Origin of the sequence: Ulvibacterium sp. (assembly GCF_965248315.1) — a bacterium.
In the GTDB taxonomy this organism is placed as follows: domain Bacteria; phylum Bacteroidota; class Bacteroidia; order Flavobacteriales; family Flavobacteriaceae; genus Ulvibacterium.
Genome location: NZ_CBDFIX010000002.1, coordinates 2557501 through 2575498 on the forward strand (window position 1 = coordinate 2557501; position 17998 = coordinate 2575498).

The 17998-nt window shown below is 41.1% G+C and carries 13 protein-coding genes (1 of these 13 cut by a window edge); 9 read left to right on the top strand and 4 right to left on the bottom strand.

Translation table 11 applies throughout. The annotated features are described in order from the left end of the window. The 4 genes from ACP2AF_RS12725 to ACP2AF_RS12740 form a co-directional block, all read left to right on the top strand. Window positions 1–976, top strand: the 3' portion of a protein-coding gene (locus tag ACP2AF_RS12725; protein ID WP_425236529.1) for a helix-turn-helix domain-containing protein. It extends 968 nt beyond the left edge of the window; only the last 976 of its 1944 coding nucleotides appear in the window; its start codon lies off the left edge, out of view; it ends in the stop codon at window positions 974–976. 203 nt (window positions 977–1179) lie between these two features. After that, window positions 1180–1683, top strand: coding sequence for a hypothetical protein (locus ACP2AF_RS12730; RefSeq protein WP_425236530.1), 504 nt, complete (start codon window positions 1180–1182; stop codon window positions 1681–1683). A gap of 372 nt (window positions 1684–2055) precedes the next feature. Further along, a complete protein-coding gene (trhA, locus tag ACP2AF_RS12735) occupies window positions 2056–2688 on the top strand; it encodes a PAQR family membrane homeostasis protein TrhA (RefSeq protein WP_425236531.1) in 633 nt (210 codons plus the stop codon). Between the two features lie 64 nt (window positions 2689–2752). Further along, window positions 2753–4978 (top strand): DUF7133 domain-containing protein, encoded by a 2226-nt coding sequence (locus tag ACP2AF_RS12740; RefSeq protein ID WP_425236532.1) that lies wholly within the window; start codon window positions 2753–2755, stop codon window positions 4976–4978. Window positions 4979–5009: 31 nt separating this feature from the next. Here ACP2AF_RS12740 and ACP2AF_RS12745 read toward each other — a convergent pair whose 3' ends face one another. Both ACP2AF_RS12745 and ACP2AF_RS12750 read right to left on the bottom strand, forming a co-directional pair. After that, window positions 5010–5840 carry a DUF6503 family protein gene (locus ACP2AF_RS12745; protein WP_425236533.1) on the bottom strand — a complete coding sequence of 277 codons (831 nt, stop codon included), beginning with the start codon at window positions 5838–5840 and terminating at the stop codon, window positions 5010–5012. Between the two features lie 48 nt (window positions 5841–5888). After that, a complete protein-coding gene (locus ACP2AF_RS12750; RefSeq protein WP_425236534.1) occupies window positions 5889–7097 on the bottom strand; it encodes a hypothetical protein in 1209 nt (402 codons plus the stop codon). Window positions 7098–7214: 117 nt separating this feature from the next. On the opposite strand from ACP2AF_RS12750, the gene ACP2AF_RS12755 reads away from it, so the two are divergent. From ACP2AF_RS12755 to ACP2AF_RS12765, 3 genes are read left to right on the top strand one after another with little or no spacing between them, the layout of a single operon-like run. Next, entirely contained in the window at window positions 7215–10451 is a 3237-nt protein-coding gene (locus tag ACP2AF_RS12755; protein ID WP_425236535.1) for a DUF1553 domain-containing protein, read from the top strand. Between the two features lie 11 nt (window positions 10452–10462). Next, on the top strand, window positions 10463–11941 hold the full coding sequence (locus ACP2AF_RS12760) for a DUF1501 domain-containing protein (RefSeq protein WP_425236536.1): 1479 nt from the start codon (window positions 10463–10465) through the stop codon (window positions 11939–11941). A gap of 11 nt (window positions 11942–11952) precedes the next feature. Further along, on the top strand, window positions 11953–13017 hold the full coding sequence (locus ACP2AF_RS12765) for a 6-bladed beta-propeller (RefSeq protein WP_425236537.1): 1065 nt from the start codon (window positions 11953–11955) through the stop codon (window positions 13015–13017). A 17-nt stretch (window positions 13018–13034) separates the two neighbouring features. On the opposite strand, the gene ACP2AF_RS12770 is transcribed toward ACP2AF_RS12765, so the two are convergent. Both ACP2AF_RS12770 and ACP2AF_RS12775 read right to left on the bottom strand, forming a co-directional pair. Further along, complete coding sequence (locus ACP2AF_RS12770) at window positions 13035–13958, bottom strand: ThuA domain-containing protein (RefSeq protein WP_425236538.1); 924 nt, start codon at window positions 13956–13958, stop codon at window positions 13035–13037. A gap of 10 nt (window positions 13959–13968) precedes the next feature. Continuing rightward, on the bottom strand, window positions 13969–14985 hold the full coding sequence (locus tag ACP2AF_RS12775) for a LacI family DNA-binding transcriptional regulator (RefSeq protein ID WP_425236539.1): 1017 nt from the start codon (window positions 14983–14985) through the stop codon (window positions 13969–13971). 293 nt (window positions 14986–15278) lie between these two features. On the opposite strand from ACP2AF_RS12775, the gene ACP2AF_RS12780 reads away from it, so the two are divergent. Together ACP2AF_RS12780 and ACP2AF_RS12785 are read left to right on the top strand one after the other, a co-directional pair. Then, window positions 15279–16502, top strand: coding sequence for a PmoA family protein (locus tag ACP2AF_RS12780; RefSeq protein WP_425236540.1), 1224 nt, complete (start codon window positions 15279–15281; stop codon window positions 16500–16502). 18 nt (window positions 16503–16520) lie between these two features. After that, complete coding sequence (locus ACP2AF_RS12785; protein WP_425236541.1) at window positions 16521–17897, top strand: Gfo/Idh/MocA family protein; 1377 nt, start codon at window positions 16521–16523, stop codon at window positions 17895–17897. Window positions 17898–17998: the final 101 nt, after the last annotated feature.

The window sequence follows — 17998 nt, forward strand, 5'->3', positions numbered from 1 at the left end:
TTCCAACAAAGAGGCCTATGACCTATACTTACAAGCCAACTTCGAGTGGTCGAAAGGTACCAAGCTTGGTTTTGATAATGCAAAGAGATTATACAATAGGGCTGTGCAAATAGACTCAACATTTATAGATGCATACGTCAATTTGAGTCTTGTTTGGATGTTAGGAGGGGGAGTATGGGGTAACCATAGTCAAGATGAAGGATGGGCCAAAGCAAAAGAGTATCTATTGAAAGCGCAGCGTATTGAAACTAATAGTGATAAAGTAATGGATCCCTTATTGAGAGGTTCTCTGTTTTATGAATGGGATTTTGCCAAGTTGGAAGAGAATTACAACAAAACTTTAATAGCACCGCTGTATCTACTGTATACGGGGAGATATGAAGACGCGCTGGTTTACATGAAAACTGCTCAGTATTTAAAAAAAGAGGATGAGAACTTATATTGGTATTGGTATGCCGAAGCCCTTTTTTATAACAACAAAAAGAAAGAGGTATTAGAAATTTATAAAGAGTATTATGCGATATACAATGATGATTTTGACTGGCTAAGAAATGGTATAAAATATCTTTTTTATTTAGGCGAATATAACATGGCAAAAGAATGGTTGGATAAGTTGATGAGGATTTCCCCCGACCGTCCACCCATAATAATTGGGCTAGATGTTTTAATCAGTGATTATTTTGGTGAAAGTAAGAGAGTGAATGAGAATTTGGAGCTACTAAAAGAATATGATAAAAATAATATGTCGGGCAGTCCAGCATGGTTTATTGCGCTCTATTATAGTAATTTGAAGGATTATGATTCAGCGTTTTATTGGCTTACCAAATCCTACGAAAAGCGCGAGGGGGAACTATTATGGCTGCATTCTGAGCCCCTATTAAGACCAATTAGGGAGGATGCACGCTATTTAGAGCTCCACCAAAAGATAGGTTTTCCAGTTGCTCCCCTTGATAAACAGCCAATTTTTTTACCATAAAGACAATATTTGAAAAGCCCAAAAAGTCCATAGATACGACCAGTATTCTATGGATGAAACATTGTTTGAACACTTTCAAATTTTTTTAAATGACCTACAATTTAACTTGTAACACATTGATACATAGTTGATATGTGTTGCGACGCTTGACTTCCAATATTTGTGACATCAAATAATTTATTAATCATTTAAAAATTTATGTCATGAAAAGATTAGTTTTAAGTTTCGCGATTTTTACAGTTTTTCAGAGTGTGTATTCCCAAGGTGATTCATTTAGCGGTATCCTAATTGAAGAACCTCTATTAATCAATAATTCCTATTTGCACAGCGTTAAAGACCAAAACACTCCTGAAATTGTAAAAAAATTACAGTTAAAAGCAGCAAATTATAGTATCCTTGAACCGACAGCGTTTGGAAGTAATGGGTTTCCCGATAAAAAAGTAATACATCTAGCTACAAATGGCTACATATCCACCCTATACAACAAAAGTGGTAAAATTGTTACTTCATGGGAACGCTTTAGGGATGTACCTCCATCCAAAAACATTCAGAAATTAGTAGCAAAAAAATTCAAAGGTTGGGAAATAGTTGGCAATAAGTATATAAGCAATTATAGTGCGGAAAAGGTTTTAAGAAGATTGTATAAATTGAAACTTTCAAAAGATGGTAGAACAAAAAAGGTGACTATTGATGTTCTTGCCTTGTAAGAGATACTTTGCAAATAAAAAACCCAATGGGCGGCCATTGGGTTTTTTGTTTTATCTATACCTTAAAGCCCAAGCTCAGTAATGCCTACACACACCTCTATTCCTTTTCAGTACGGAGAATTTCTTTCCAAAGATGGAATTTCTAGAAAGGAGCCAAGCTCTTACGTTTTCCCTTTAGTATTTTTACGGAAAATGAATCTTACTTGTAAAGCATACTTTTTTGTATACTTGCAGCGATTTGAGATGAAGCATTTTCTATAGTTCCCGAAACCATAAGTATTCCGAACAAACTGGATATACTGGAATCGGTAGATTCGTTATAGGATTTGGCGAATCGAACCCATTGACCTTTGCGGTTTTTTGATTTTTAGAATGCCAAAAGAAAGATTTTATAAATGGGAAGAAAGGGGTAATGCCATTTCCCATGGATTTGGTGCAATTCTGGCTCTTTTTGGGCTTTTTTTCCTTCTCATGAACAATACGAACAAAACAATTTATGCAATTTTTGGAATTATACTCTATAGTCTTACCCTAATTTCCATGTTCGTGGTATCCACTCTGTACCATGCTGTACAAAGTTCCAAACTTAAACGCCGATTGCGGATTCTGGATCATATTACCATTTATTTTCTTATCGCTGGTACTTACACGCCATTGACCGTTATCACTTTGGAAAGTGGCAACGGGTGGTATATTTTTTATACAGTTTGGGGTATAGCGGCCTTGGGAACTGTCCTTAAGCTATTTTATACAGGCAAGTATGAATTGGTTTCGTTATTGCTTTATTTGGCAATGGGCTGGCTTATCGTAATAGATTTTGAAAATCTTCTGGAAAGAACAACATCACTTGGAATTTGGCTTCTATTCATTGGGGGCGCCTTTTATACATTGGGAATTTTATTCTATGCTTGGGAAAGAATACCCTATAACCACTTCATCTGGCACTTGTTCGTTTTGGGCGGAGCAATGAGCCATTGGTTTTTTATTTATAAAAGCGTTATATAACCGGCGCTAAAAAGTGAAACGATTTTAGGATATGACGACGTTTTATTGGATAAAGGAATTGAAGATGAGAAGCCAACTTTTTTTGACACTTTTGGTATTCGGATGCAAGACTTCCTACGAGGAACCTAAAATTTCTTTGGATGAATATCAACTGGAGGATGGTTTTAATCTAGAGGTTGTTGCTTCAGAACCACATTTAAAGGCACCGGTCGCCATTGATTTTGATGACAAAGGGAGGATTTGGGTCGCACAAATGCCCGGTTATATGAATGATATGCTGGGCAGTGACGAGACCAAGCCGGTAGGAAATATCAAGATTTTGGAAGACTTGGATGGAGATGGCGTAGTAGACCATTCTAAAATTTTTCTTGATAGCCTGGTTATGCCCCGAGCCTTGGCCCATGTTTATGGTGGATTGTTGTATGCAGAACCTCCCAAATTGTGGTTTGTTGAGATTGAAGATGACAAACCGGTACATAAAGTACTTGTCGATTCAATTTATGCGGCGGAAGGAAACCCCGAACACCAACCTAACGGACTCCTTTTGAACATTGATAATTGGATTTACAATGCCAAATCGAATTTTCGGTACCGAAGAAAAAATGGAATATGGGAAAAAGAGCCCACTACCTTCCGAGGACAATGGGGAATAAGTCATGATAATTTTGGAAGACTGTACTACAATGATAATTCAAGACAGCTTTTGGGAGATTATGTCCTGCCCAATCGTATGGTACGCAATCCCTATTTTACGCCAAAAGCATCTGTTAATCAAATTCTTACCACCGATCAGCGTGTATATCCGCTACATGCCACCACTGTAAATAGAGGATATGCCAAGGGTGTTTTGAATCAGGATAGTATCCTGGTCAGTGCCACTGCTGCTTGTGGACCATTGGTATATAGAGGAGGAACATTCCCTAAGGAGTATGAACAAAATGTATTTGTCTGCATTCCCGAAGGAAACTTGATCAAGCGGAATATTTTGAAGTTTACCGGGGATTCCACTATTGCGGGACAGGCCTGGGAATATCGGGAGTTTTTGGCCTCAACGGATGAAGGGTTTCGCCCCGTAAATTTGAACAATGGCCCGGACGGAAGTATGTATATAGTGGATATGCATCGCGGTATGATAGGACATCACGCTTACTTGAGTCCCTATTTGAAACAGAAAGTAAAAGGGAACCATCTGGATACCTTGATTAATTTTGGCCGTATCCTAAAGGTACAAAATAAGACGAGCAAAGCTGAACCCTTTCCGGATTTCGAAACTCTAAAAGCTGCAGAACTGGTACTTCTATTGCAACACCCAAATGGATGGATACGTAATAGGGCCCAACACTATTTGATTTTGAAAAAAGAAAGGGAAGCAATAGAGAGCTTGAAAAATTTGATAGTACATCAAGAAAACCCTTTGACCCAAATCCATGCATTGTACGCTTTGGAAGGATTGGATGCCCTTTCCTTTGATTTTTTGGTCGATGTAGCTAAAAACGGTTCGGCCAATGTTACGATGCATGCCGTTGTTTTGATGGAAGCATTTGCATCCAAGGAAAACAGTAGAAATGCAGAGTTACTTTTTAAAGATCTGATTAGGCGCGGGAATAAGGGTATTGACTTTTATATTGGTAGTACCTTGGGTGTTTGGATGGCTGTGGACAAGGAGCGATTCTTTCCGCAAATAATGACATTGCTGGGTAGTTATCCAAAAAGACCTATTTTTCACGAGGCCATTTTGAGCGGATTATCGGAGCATGAATCTTATGTAAAGGAATCTTTGGCCACGTTGCCCGATTTTGATGATACGCCATTTGTGTCGCAGTTGACACAAAGTATCGAGCAACGGACGAAGGGAAATAAGAATCCCATTTTCAACAGGGCCTCCCTGGCCGAGGACAATAGAACCCATGGTGCCAAGATGTTCTTTGAAATCTGCGCTTCCTGCCATGGTATTAATGGGCAGGGCATACAAGGTCTGGCACCCCCTCTTATGAATTCCGAACATGTCGTAGACTCTGAAAGGTTGGGGTTAATAATTCTTCATGGACTGGAAGGACCGATAGAGGTAAACGGGGAGCACTACGATTTTAATCTGGCCATGCCTGGCCTCATCCGAAATGAAAATGTAACGGACAAAGATATTGCGGATATCATTTCCTATGTAACCAATGCTTTTTCCGATGACCCCAAAGCACTTACAGAAGAAAAAGTAGGCGAGCTTCGGAGTACAAAATCAAGGAGCGGTTCGGAATATACTATGGACGAACTGTTGGAGTATTCCAAAAAGTAAGGTCTTACTCACTGGAATATGGCACAAAAACCTAATCCCCCAGCCTTTCGATAACGGCATCTTGCGGTACTTCAAAAACTTCTTCATTTGAAATCTCCTTTAAGAATTGAATATCGCTAAAAATGCGCAAGTGGTTCTTGCTTTTTCCCATTGTACCTTCTTTCCATTCAAAATTTTCCATTTTGTGCGGCATCATCAACCCTTGCACTTTTTTATAATCGGAATAGACCTTTGCACTGCTCACTACGGAATTTTCTTTGTCAAAATAGGAAACGGAATAGGTGAGGATTTCCATAAGATAGGTCTTCGGATCTATATATAGATAGTACACGTCCTCCGGGGTAAGACCCACTTCCGAACCAAATGTCACTTTTAAGGATTCGAAAGTTCGGTCATTTATGTTGGTTTTTCCGGCATAACTTATGTTCACCCCAGGGTCTTTTAAAAGAAAGGGTACACCGATGAAATAAAAATCCAAATTGTAATAAAAAGCGGCCGATTTTCCGGATACCTCGCTGGCATCAGGGACTGCCCAGGCAACTTTTCCATCAAAACCGACCTCATATTTTTTTGATTTAAGATAAGCACGCCTGTCCTTTAAATGGGTAAGTTGATAGACCTGTTTTCCATTATCATTAAGGTTGTATTCCAATCCTACAAAGGATTTCCAGATGTCCATTCCTCCATGGGCTTTTAGGCAATTTTCAAGAAGATCCATGCCTTTTTTTTCTTCGGGACTTAGAACAATCGGTTTACTTTTCGGGGATTCCTCGGAGATACTGGCATCTGTTTTTTTTTCGGTTTTGCAAGCAAGTGCTAGAACTAACAAAACACAACCGAACACTATTTTTATTCCTCTCAAGACATTACTGATTTAGAAGGTTAATAATACGTTTTATTCTTGAAATGGCTAAGGTTCGGAATCATAATTTAACTCATGAATATATAATATTTTGCTGCTGAGTTCCATTCTGTCGATTCCGTTGACCTCAAAAAAGACTTCATAGTATTTGGGTAAATAGCCAAATTTGGATTTGAGTTCCCCTTCCAATCCCTGCAATAGCTTTGCTTCGGTAAAATTTTTGAGACTTTGAGTAGCACCCGTATCCCAGATTCCTGAAAAAAGATAGATGGTATTGCCATTTGGTCCGGGAACCTTGGTCAAGAGGCTGTAGTCCGTATGATACGAATCCGCGTTCCCCCTTGGTCTATAAATCAGGGTCTCACCGTCTCCATCAGTGTTATATAGGAATGCGTCATTTTCGACATCATAATCAAAGGCCGAATCCTTGTAAAATGACTTAAAGACGCCCAAAGTTTTTTGCATGCCAACAACTATAATATCATAGTCCTGCAGTTGTTTTGGGTTAAATCTGGACATGGTACGGATGATGTAACTTTTATCGATCGAGTAAAAAATCTCCGAAAGTTTTTTTATCCATTGGGCACTACCCAATATAAGATGGGTATAGGTTAACGGCTCAATTTCCGTATTGATTTTTGTATTGATCGATTTGAAAGCCTCGAACTCTTGCAACGAATTTATACTGGGATCTCGTATGGTCCGTGTCAACTGCATTGCTGTGTCTCGTTCATTATAAACGAAAAGGTCGCCCATTACCAACATGGTAGGAAGTTTGCTATGTATTAGATCCCCCCAAAGCCCGTCTTTGTTTATTATGGATTTTTCACCCTTCAAAGTGCCCTGATAGATATTCAATGAAAGCGATAGCAGTAAGGCTGCGACCAGTGGAATCATCCATTTTTTACGTTGGGATGTGGACTGTTTTGAAACAACATCCTTCCTTTCAATAACTTCAATGGCATAATTTCCTTTGGGTATCGTTAATCGTTTTTCATCGCCATAACCTTCATTTTGATAGTAGGTCTTTAATTTTTTACGTAGATTATAAACGTATACGCGAATTAAAGTGCTTTGCGAGGGGTCGAAATCGGTTTTTCCGAAAATTTCGGAGGCAATAGTCGTTTCCTTGGGGACATTCTTATTTAGGGAACAGGCTACTAAGTACCGTAAAAGATTGGCATAGGTATCCGATCTACCAAAAGATCTACTGGCTATGATTTTTTCAACAATACCGTGAAAATCCTCTTCTAACATGTGCCAAACCTACGTTTTACTAAAGGTATGAATTTATTATTAACAGTTAATAAAACTGTTTTTATACCTGAAATTCACTTGGCATTATAATTATATTTGATTGATTGGCAATTAATTATGATAGAATACAAAAAACTAATACTCGGGTGTTTAGCGGTAATGATCTTATCCAATTGTACTCGGAACCCTCCGGATCAGATTGAAATGGCTTATGAGGAACTCCCGGATCAAATCGATTTTAACTATCACGTAAAACCCATACTTTCCGATAAGTGCTTTGCTTGCCACGGTCCGGATATGGCCAATCAAAAAGCTGGGCTTCGGTTGGATTTAGCTGAAAATGCTTATAATGCTTTAGAAGGTTCGGGAAAGCATCCGGTTATTCCTGGCAAACCAGGGAAAAGTGAAATTGTGAGGCGCATGCTCTCCGAGGATCCAGTAGTTAAAATGCCTCCGCCGGAGTTTAAGGTAGAGTTGAGTGAAAGGGAAATTGCGACCTTGGTCAAATGGGTAGAACAAGGTGCGGAGTACAAACCCCATTGGTCCTTCATTGTTCCAAAAAAGGAGGAATTGCCCGAAGTTTCCACAAAGGATTGGGTCAATAATGAAATCGACTTTTTTATTGGGAGTAGATTAGAAAAAGAAAAGCTAAAGCCTTCCGAAAAAGCGACCAAGGAAAGCTTGATTCGGAGACTGAACTTCGATCTGATCGGCTTACCACCTACATTACAACAAATACAGGACTTTGTGAACGACACTACCGACCAAGCCTACGAGAAGGTGGTGAATCGACTTTTGGCATCTCCAGCCTATGGGGAGCATATGGCGGCTGTATGGATGGATGTCGCTCGATATGCGGATAGTGATGGATATTTAGACGACAAACATCGGGATTTTAGCCCTTATCGTGATTGGGTCATCAAGGCCTTCAATGAAAATATGTCCTATGAAAAGTTCACCACTTGGCAACTGGCAGGGGACCTCATTGAAAACCCTACCCAGGAGAGTAAACTGGCCACAGCCTTTAATAGATTGCATAAAAAAAACTCAGAGGCAGGTATTGTTTTTGAAGAGTACCGAGTAGAATACGTGGCTGATAGGACCCTATCGGTGGGTAAAGCATTTCTGGGGCTGAGTGTGGAATGTGCCCGATGTCATGATCATAAATATGATGCTATCAGTCAAAAAGATCACTACGAGCTATTTGCCTTTTTCAATAGTACGAACGAGCTGGGTACCGCGGTTTATGGACCTGGCCAAGTTCCGGGGCCATCACTTTTATTGACCAACGAGGAGCAGGAGGAGGTATTGCACTATATTGATACTAATATCAATGTTACTAAGAAGGAATTGGTTTCCGTACAGAAGGAAAGGCTTAAGGAAATACAGGCAAAGAACCTTAGGAATAACCTTGAGGATTATTTACAAAAAGGACTCAAAAAAGGTCTAGTGGCCCAACTGAATTTTGATAGCTTTATCCCGAAGGATAAGAAAACCTTGTTGACCAAAAGCGGTGATAAAAGTGGAAATATGACCGTCGTTAAGGAGCCCGAACTAAAAAAGGGGGTAAGCGGAAAAGCCGTGTTCTTTAACGATTATACTGCTATTACCTTACCTGATAAAGTAGGTTGGTTTGACCAGTCCGATCCCTTTTCAGTATCCGTTGCAGTTTTTCCGGATACACTTTATGAAGAGGCCTCCATTTTTACCCATTGTGAAGAAACCCGATTGGGTTTAAAGGGATATTCCATGCATTTGGAGAACAATCATTTAAAGTTTATTATGGCGCGCTCATGGCCTAGCAATGCTATACAAGTGAAGACCAAGAACCCTATTGCTGAAAAGGAATGGAGCCATATCACGGTTTCCTATGATGGATTAGCTAAGGCGGAAGGTGTACATATTTATGTGAATGGCAAGGAAGTTCCTTTGGAGATCGAAATTAACAGCCTATATAAATCCATACTATTTCGAAAAAATGTCCATAACTATCCATTTTACGGTTTTACCCTGGGCGTTCGCGATAAGTTCAAAACACTTAAGGATGGCGGAATTGACAACCTTAGAATTTATAATAGGGAATTGTCGGCCCTGGAGGTTATGTATGATATTGCTCCTGATAGTGCCCTTAAAAAAGTGGAAAAAGAGGTGAATGGGAGTTTCTTAATGGATTTCTATTATACCACAGTAGATCAAAAAACGGAAGAGAAACGTCTGAGGTTACAACAGTTAAGAAAAGAAAGAATCCAAGAGTTGGAACCCATTAAGGAAATTATGGTTCTTGGCGACCTCCCGGAACCTCGCCCCACCTATATACTGGATCGCGGTATGTATGATGCACCCACCAAGGAAGTAGTTCCCGATGTGCCTGAAGCAATTATGCCTTTTAATGAAGATCTGCCAAGAAATAGGTTGGGGCTTACAAAGTGGCTTTTTGATAAAAAGAATCCCTTAACGGCTAGAGTTTTTGTCAATCGATTATGGCAGATGCATTTTGGTAGCGGTCTGGTAGCCACATCCGACGATTTTGGAAATCAAGGGAATCTTCCTTCGCATCCCAAGTTGTTGGATTGGTTGGCCGTAGAGTTCATGGAATCCGATTGGGACATCAAAAGGATGCACAAATTCATAGTTATGTCGGCTACGTTCCAACAAAGCTCAGAGATAAGACCGGAGCTACTCGAAATTGACACGGATAATGTATTGTTGGCCCGTGGCCCCAGTCGGCGCATGACTGCTGAAATGGTAAGGGACAATGCCTTGGCCATAAGTGGATTGCTTTCCCCGAAGGTCGGAGGGCCTAGTGTATATCCCTATCAGCCAGAGGGCCTATGGGATGAAATCAGTAACAAACCTTGGCGTTATCGGTATAAACAAGAACCTGGAGAAGGACTCTATCGAAGAAGCCTCTATACCATTTGGAAGCGCACATCAGCCCCACCTTCCATGCAGATTTTTGACGTTGGGGATCGCAGTGTATGTACGGTGAGCAGGAGACAAACAAGCACCCCTTTACAGGCACTGGTGTTGTTGAACGATCCCCAGTTTGTTGAAGCCTCCTATGTATTGGCAGAAAACATCATTGAGCAAAGTGGAAATCATACCGAAAAGCAACTGGGGCAGGCGTTTCAATTGAGTACGGGACGGACTCCTGAAACTTTGGAATTAAAACTATTAAAGAAGTTTTACAATGATGAACTGCAGCGTTTTCTGGCTAATAAGGAAGATGCCGTAGCCTACTTGGGTATGGGCGAAACAAAAATAAAAAGTACTTCCGACCCGATTAAAGTGGCGGCCTTGGCCACAGTCATTAATGGAATTATGAATACTTCGGAAGGGTATACGCTAAGATAAATTGTATGGTTATGAATGAATTTCAGGAAAAGCTAAAATTTGAGGATACCCGTAGGGGTTTTCTAAAAAAGGCCTCGTTGGGTTTTGGCTCCATTGCACTGTCAAGTCTATTGGGGCCGACGAATGCCTTCGCCCATGAGGTATTGGGTGCTAAAACTGCTCCAATGCTAAATGGTAACGGCGGGGTACTAAATGATACGCATTTTCCGGCCAAGGCAAAACGTATTATTTACTTGTTTCAGAGTGGTGGCCCATCCCAACTAGAAACCTTTGATTACAAACCAGAATTGGCCAAATGGCATGGACAGGAGATTCCTGATTCTGTTCGGGGCACTCAACGAAATTCCGGAATGGTTACCTCCCAGTCCACGTTTCCCTTGGTACAGTCAATTTATGACTTTAAACAGTATGGGCAATCCGGTACCTGGGTCAGTGAACTGTTTCCATATACCGCGAAAGTTGTAGATGACCTTTGTGTTATTAAGTCGATGTATACCGAGGCCATCAATCATGAGCCTGCCGTAATGTTCGTACAAACGGGATCACAATTGAGCGGTAGGCCGTCCATTGGTTCCTGGCTGAGCTATGGACTGGGAAGTGACAATAAGGACTTGCCCAATTTCGTAGTGATGCTCTCAAAAGGTGGGGGTGCCCAACCCTTAAGCTCTGCGGCTTGGGGCAATGGTTTTCTTCCGTCCCATCATCAAGGGGTACAGTTTCGATCAGGTAAGGACCCCGTTCTATATTTAAACAATCCACATGGTGTTCATGACCATGATCGTAGAAGGGCATTGGATTATATATCGGAATTGAACAACCATCAGTATGATATTTGGAAAGACCCAGAAATTCAATCAAAGATCAACCAATACGAAATGGCATACCGCATGCAAAGCTCGGTACCGGATGCTGTGGATACTTCCAATGAGCCGGATTATATTTATGAATTGTATGGTGAGGATGCGAAGATACCCGGTACCTATGCGGCCAATTGTCTTCAGGCAAGGCGTTTGGCTGAAAAGGATGTGAAATTCATCCAATTGTACCATATGGGCTGGGATCAACATGGCGGACTTCCCAGGGGAATCAAAAGACAAGCTTTGAGTACCGATCAGGCTACAGCCGGACTCATTACCGATTTGAAACAAAGAGGACTTTTGGAGGATACTCTGGTGATTTGGGGCGGTGAATTTGGCCGTACCAGTTTTTCACAGGGCAGATTAACGGCTGATAACTATGGTAGGGACCACCACCCAGGTTGTTTTACTATGTGGATGGCCGGTGCAGGGGTAAAACCGGGCATGGTCTATGGGCAGACGGATGAGTTTAGCTATAATGTGATACAGAACGGGGTTCATGTACATGACTTTCAGGCTACCTTGATGCATCTGTTGGGTATAGATCATGAAAGACTTACCTTTAAACATCAAGGTAGAAGATACCGTTTAACCGATGTGCATGGACATGTGGTAAAGGATATTTTAGCGTAACGAAGAGATTAGTGGACAGAAGAAAATTTTTAAGAAAAACAGCAAGGGCCAGTGGTGCTACTTTGGCTGTTACATCGGTTCCCTTCTATATTATGCCCGCAAAAGCAAGATTAGCCGAAACTAGTCTTGGGCATGGTGATTTCCAATATCGCGTGGAAAAGGAATGGGGAGATTTAAATCCCGAGAAGTATCCTGTAAATAATTGCCATGAAATGGTAATGAATGGTCAAGGAAGGCTTTACATGCTCACAGATCATCCTAAGAATAATATTCTGGTTTATGATACTTCTGGAAAGCTTTTGGATCATTGGACCTTGGATTTACCCGGAGCACATGGTCTAACCTTACATGATGAAGGGGGAGATGAATTCCTATATATCACCGACCCTGGATTAGGTAGGGTAATTAAAAGTACACTCGATGGTAAAATTGTCATGGAATTGGACCATCCCTCGAGGGTTGGGGCATATGATGAGAAATCGGCTTTTAGACCAACGGAAACGGCTATAGGCCCTAACGGCGATATTTATGTAGCTGATGGCTATGGTTCGCAATTCATTCTACAATATGATGCAAAGGGCAAGTTTGTCCAAAAATTTGGGGGCGATAGTTTTTTACAAGAGTCCAAATTCAAGCAAGCCCATGGTGTTGCATTGGATACCAGGGATTCAAACAATCCTACCTTAATTTGTTCCGCGAGGATAAAGAATTCATTTAAACGTTTTTCCTTGGATGGGAAATATCTGGAGACGTTTTATATGCCCGGTCTATTCATAAGTAGACCCGTTTTGGATGGAGAGAATATTTATTCCGGTGTTTGCTTCGGGATGGAAGAAGGCAATTATAACATGCAGTTGAACAAGGGGTTCGTTACAATTTTGGATAAGGACAACAAGGTAATCTCCAACCCAGGGGGTACCAAGCCTATCTATGAAAACGGTAAATTACAATTGATGCTCCAGGATCAACCCATCTTTAAGCACTGCCACGATGTATGTGTAGATCGGGATAAAAACCTTTATGTATGCCAGTGGAATGCCGGAGGAGTGTATCCCTATAAATTACACAGGGTCTAGGCCCTAGGAGTTGATTTTCACTTTGGTTTTGCCATGGGGGAATCATCACATTCCAAATCTCCCAGAACATATTGCAGGCCATCTAAAAAGTATTGTAACAATTCCGGATTTTCTAGGCTTTGCGCATTATGGGAGGGAGAAGAATAGAACACCCGTCCCTTGCCATATCTTTTAATCCAGGAAACGTAATTGATATTGTTTTTGACCGCTTTCCTTACATCTTTCAACTGATCTACTTCAATATAGAGTAGCGGTCTAAAATTGTAGTCGAAATAAGCATTCTTAAAAAAATAAGGTTCGTCTATATGGGTAAGCCCCTTACCCTTGAAAGCCTGGACCAAGGGATGTTTTGCATCTACTTCTTTCACATGCATTTCCTGTTGCTTGGGATGGTAGTCAAAACTGCCTCCCGTCATTTTGCTAAATGCGGCTGAATTGTTTTGTACGGTAATGGCACCATGTAGTATCATTAGTCCACCGCCCTTCTCAACGTAGTTCATCATATTCGCTTCATATTCAGGAGCCTTGTTCTTGATTTCGGCATCGGACAATGATGTGTTTTGACGGAGCAAATCGGCAAAAAGATCTCTGTCTGGGCCACTGGGGTTACAATTGTTAAAAACAACGGCATCATAGTTTTTAAGGCTTTTCTTTTCGAATTTTTGAATATCGTAACCTACATGGATCTCAAACACCTTGCTTTTTTTGGCAAGAATCTTCAGCATTTCAATATTATGCGGGATGGTCCAATGATAGAACCCAGTGGCTTTGGAAAAGACCAGGATTTTCTTCTTATCCACATTTTTGACAGTCGGTTCATTTGGCGCAATTTTTTCTATTTGGGCCAACCATTCATCGTTAGGCTCAAACTCTTGAATGCCCTGTGCTTTGGCGATTAAACAAAAAATGGAAAGTAGAAAGGTCGATATCACTTTTTTCATAGTATGCCGATTATTTTTGGGTGGATTCCCGAATTATTAAAGTATGTCTCAACGTAATTTGGTTTGCTGACTGTAGGTTTATGGCACCGTTTAAATGCCCAATAATACTTTGCCCAGCCAAAACGCCCATTTTATAGCCTGGATAATCTATGGTACTTAAATTTGGGCTAATGACCTCGGAAACGGGATCATTATTGAACCCCACGACCTTTATATCCTGGGGGACGCGATATCCTTCCTTTTTGAGTTCTTTAATACAGTGAACCGCAAAGGTATCATTGGCCACGAACAATCCATCAATTTTGGGGTCGGATTCCTTAATATGTGTTATTACTTCCGGTACTCGGCTCAAATCCAGGTCTACTTCAACCAGATTGTCCTCTTTAAAGGTGATGCCATATTTTTCCAAAGCCCTTTTATAACCCTTGAACCTTTGGCAATATACATTTCTTTTCAATCCCCCGGCAATGTGTAGGATATTAGTACAACCTTGATGTATGAGATGTTCCGTAGCCTCATAGCCCGCAGCCTCATTATCAATTAAAATGGTCGGACAATTGGGTAGATCAAACACCCGGTCAAAAAACAACAAAGGTATCTTTCGATCTATAAATGTGGATAGATGGTCAAAGTTTTCCGTTCCATAAGCTAAAGAAATCATAAGGGCATCCACGCCACTATCATATAAAGTTTTGGCATTCAATACTTCTTTTTCGGCCGATTCCAGGGATTGACTAATAATCAAGTTATAACCTACATCGTTGGCCACTTTTTCTATGCCCGCCAGTACCGTGGACATAAAATTAGAATTCAATCTTGGCACGATTACACCAATGGTATTGGATTTTTGCTGGCTTAGGTTGGCAGCAAATTTGTTGGTGCGGTAGCCCAAGGATTTGGCCGCGGCAATGATCTTGTCCTTCGTTTTTTTGCTTATGGACGGATGGTCGTTCAAACTTCTGCTCACCGTTGCCGGGGAGACATTGAGCTTTTTTGCCAAGTCGTAAATCGTAATTTTTTTACCCATAATGGCTACACTTAATGCAACAATAATACGCAACAAAATCCAGTACGTAAAACAAATCACAAAAAGAACGAATCCCCAAAAAATAAAGACCATTAGTATGATTTATTTTTTAAGGTTTAAATAATTAATTAAATTTCATTATAATTTATGCAATCGATTGCATAAATTAGCAACATCTTAAGATGTTTGGATTTGGTTACTATAATCCCTTAAACCCAAAAAACATAATACGTTTACCATTTGATTTGCGTTAGTTCGATTTTTCTTAAATTCCGTCGCCTAAACCTTTGTCTATGAAACAGATTTTTCTTTTTTGCCTTGTCATCACTTTAGGGTCATGCCAGGAAAAAGAGATATATCGATTTGAGGTGAGGGAGGGCGACGGTTTTTTAAGCACAGTTCCAGTAGCTCTGGAACTTAACGAGCTCAAAAAAATTGCTGACAGTGATTACATGATTTTCAATGATGGGGAACCGGTTTCTTACCAATGGGATGAAGAAGGGCAAAAACTCTGGTTTCTTCATCATCCTGACGATAGGACCTCTTATAGCTTGGAAAAAGTTGAAAAGAAGCTCATCAGTGGATTGGATTTATCGGCTACCAAGGATAATGGGAATCTCCAATTGTCTATTAAAAATTCGCCATTGGTACAATACAAATATGAAATGATGTATCCTCCCAAGGGTGTTGATTCCCTCTATAAAAAATCCGGTTACATACACCCTATAATAACACCGAAAGGAGATACGCTTACGTGTATTCAACCTCCGGACCATTACCATCACTACGGATTATGGGGACCTTGGACCCATACACAGGTAGATGGAGAACGCGTGGATTTTTGGAATCTGGCAGAGGGTATGGGAACTGTGCTTTTTAAGGAGTTTAACGAAACCCGTTCCGGTAGTGTCTTTACATCCTTTACAGCAGCCCAGGAACACATCGATCTAAAAACGGCCAATGCCCCTCAGGTGGCATTAAACGAAGATTTAAAGGTTCAACTTTGGAATTTGGATCGGCCCGATCGGTATATGTTGGATTATACGACCACCTTTACTTCTCCGCTGGAATCGGGAATACTTTTTGAAGCCTATCGTTATGGTGGTGGTATTGGTCTGCGATTTAATGAACGTTGGCATAAGGATAACTGTTCCGTACTCACTTCCGAGGGTAAAGATCGATTGACGGCCGATGGTAGTAATGCCCGTTGGTGTATTGTAAGCGGTAAATCCTCGGACGGAAAGGGAACCCATGGTATTCTGTTTCTGAGTCATCCTGAAAACCGGATGCATCCCGAACCTATGCGCATATGGCCTATGGATGCCAATGGGGGTAGAGGCGATATGTTCTTCGAGTTTTGTCCGATTCGGCATGAAGAATGGAAAATTGAACCCGATAAAGAATATGAACTGAATTATAGAATGGTGGTATTTGACGGTGAACTTAAAGCCGAAGAAGCCGAAGCCTATTGGCAGGCGTTTGCAAATCCACCACAAGTACAAATGATCAAAGAATAAGAATAAAACTGGAATATCGTGAAGCGAAGAAATTTTATGGAAAAAACAGCAATGGGAACAGCTGCAATGGTAGGTTTCCCGAGTATAGTGCCCGCACATGTCTTGGGCAAGGAAGCGCCTAGCAATAAAATCAATATTGGTCAAATCGGTTGTGGACGTATTGCCCGCTCTCATGATATTCATGATACAATCCGTTTTGATGAGGCACGGTTCGTCGCAGTCTGTGATGTGGATTCCAAAAGAGCTGCGGATGCCAAAACTTTGGTCGATGGTTTTTATAGGAAAAAAACGGGCAAGGCCAAATATATGGATACCAAGACCTATGGTGACTATCGAGAAATGTTAATGAACAAAGATATTGATGCCGTGGTGATAAGCACTCCGGATCATTGGCATTCGCAACCCGCTATGGAAGCGGCTTTGGCCGGGAAGGACATCTATTTACAAAAACCGACATCCTTGACCTTAAAGGAAGGTCAACAGTTGCGGGACGTCATAAAAAAAACGGGGGCAATTCTTCAGGTAGGTACACAACAACGTGCCATGCCTCAGTTTAGGGTTGCCGCGGAACTTGTTAGAAATGGAAGAATTGGAAAGATACATACCGTAAAAATCGGATTGCCCGGAGATCCATCGGGTCCTGTAGCGCCCGAAATGCCCGTGCCCTCCAATCTGGACTTTGATATGTGGTTGGGTTCTACCCCTGAGGTGCCTTATACAGAAATCGGCGTCCATCCGCGCGAAGGGTATAGTAGACCGGGTTGGTTACGGTTACGTAGTTATGGGGCCGGGATGATTACCGGTTGGGGTCAGCATCATTATGATTCGGCGGCCTGGGGAATGAATACGGAGTTGACCGGGCCAATTTCTGTAGAGGCATTGGCCGAATTTCCAAAGTCGGGGTTATGGAACGTACATGGTGATTTCTTTGTAAAGCACGAATATGATAATGGAATGACGGTGTATACGAGTGGAGGTTATACCAACGGAATTCGATATGAAGGTACAGATGGATGGATTTTCGTTTCCAGGGGAGCCTACCAAGCGTCTGCATCCGATCCTGTGGATAAGGAAAAAAGCGCAAAGGCCCTGAATGCCTCCGATCCCAAAATATTGGAATCCATCATAGGTGAGAACGAAATGCATCTTGAAAAAATCGAAGATCAGCACGGCAACTGGTTGGAGTGCATCAAAACACGAAAGCAACCCATTTCACCTATTGAAAAAGGACATAAGGCCTGTGCCATTTGTTTGATTAGCGACATCGCCATGCAATTCGATAGAAAATTAGAGTGGGACAATGAAACGGAAACTTTCGTTAATGATGACGAGGCCAATGCCATGTTAGCACGTGAACAGCGCAAGCCTTATGGAACGGATTATGTGAAGGTTTAAAACCGTAAGTATCCTAATCCATATTCCTTCAAAGATGTAAAGCAGAAATGACTAGTTTCCGAAAGATATTTTTCATTTAAAAACCATAACTTTCCCCTAGC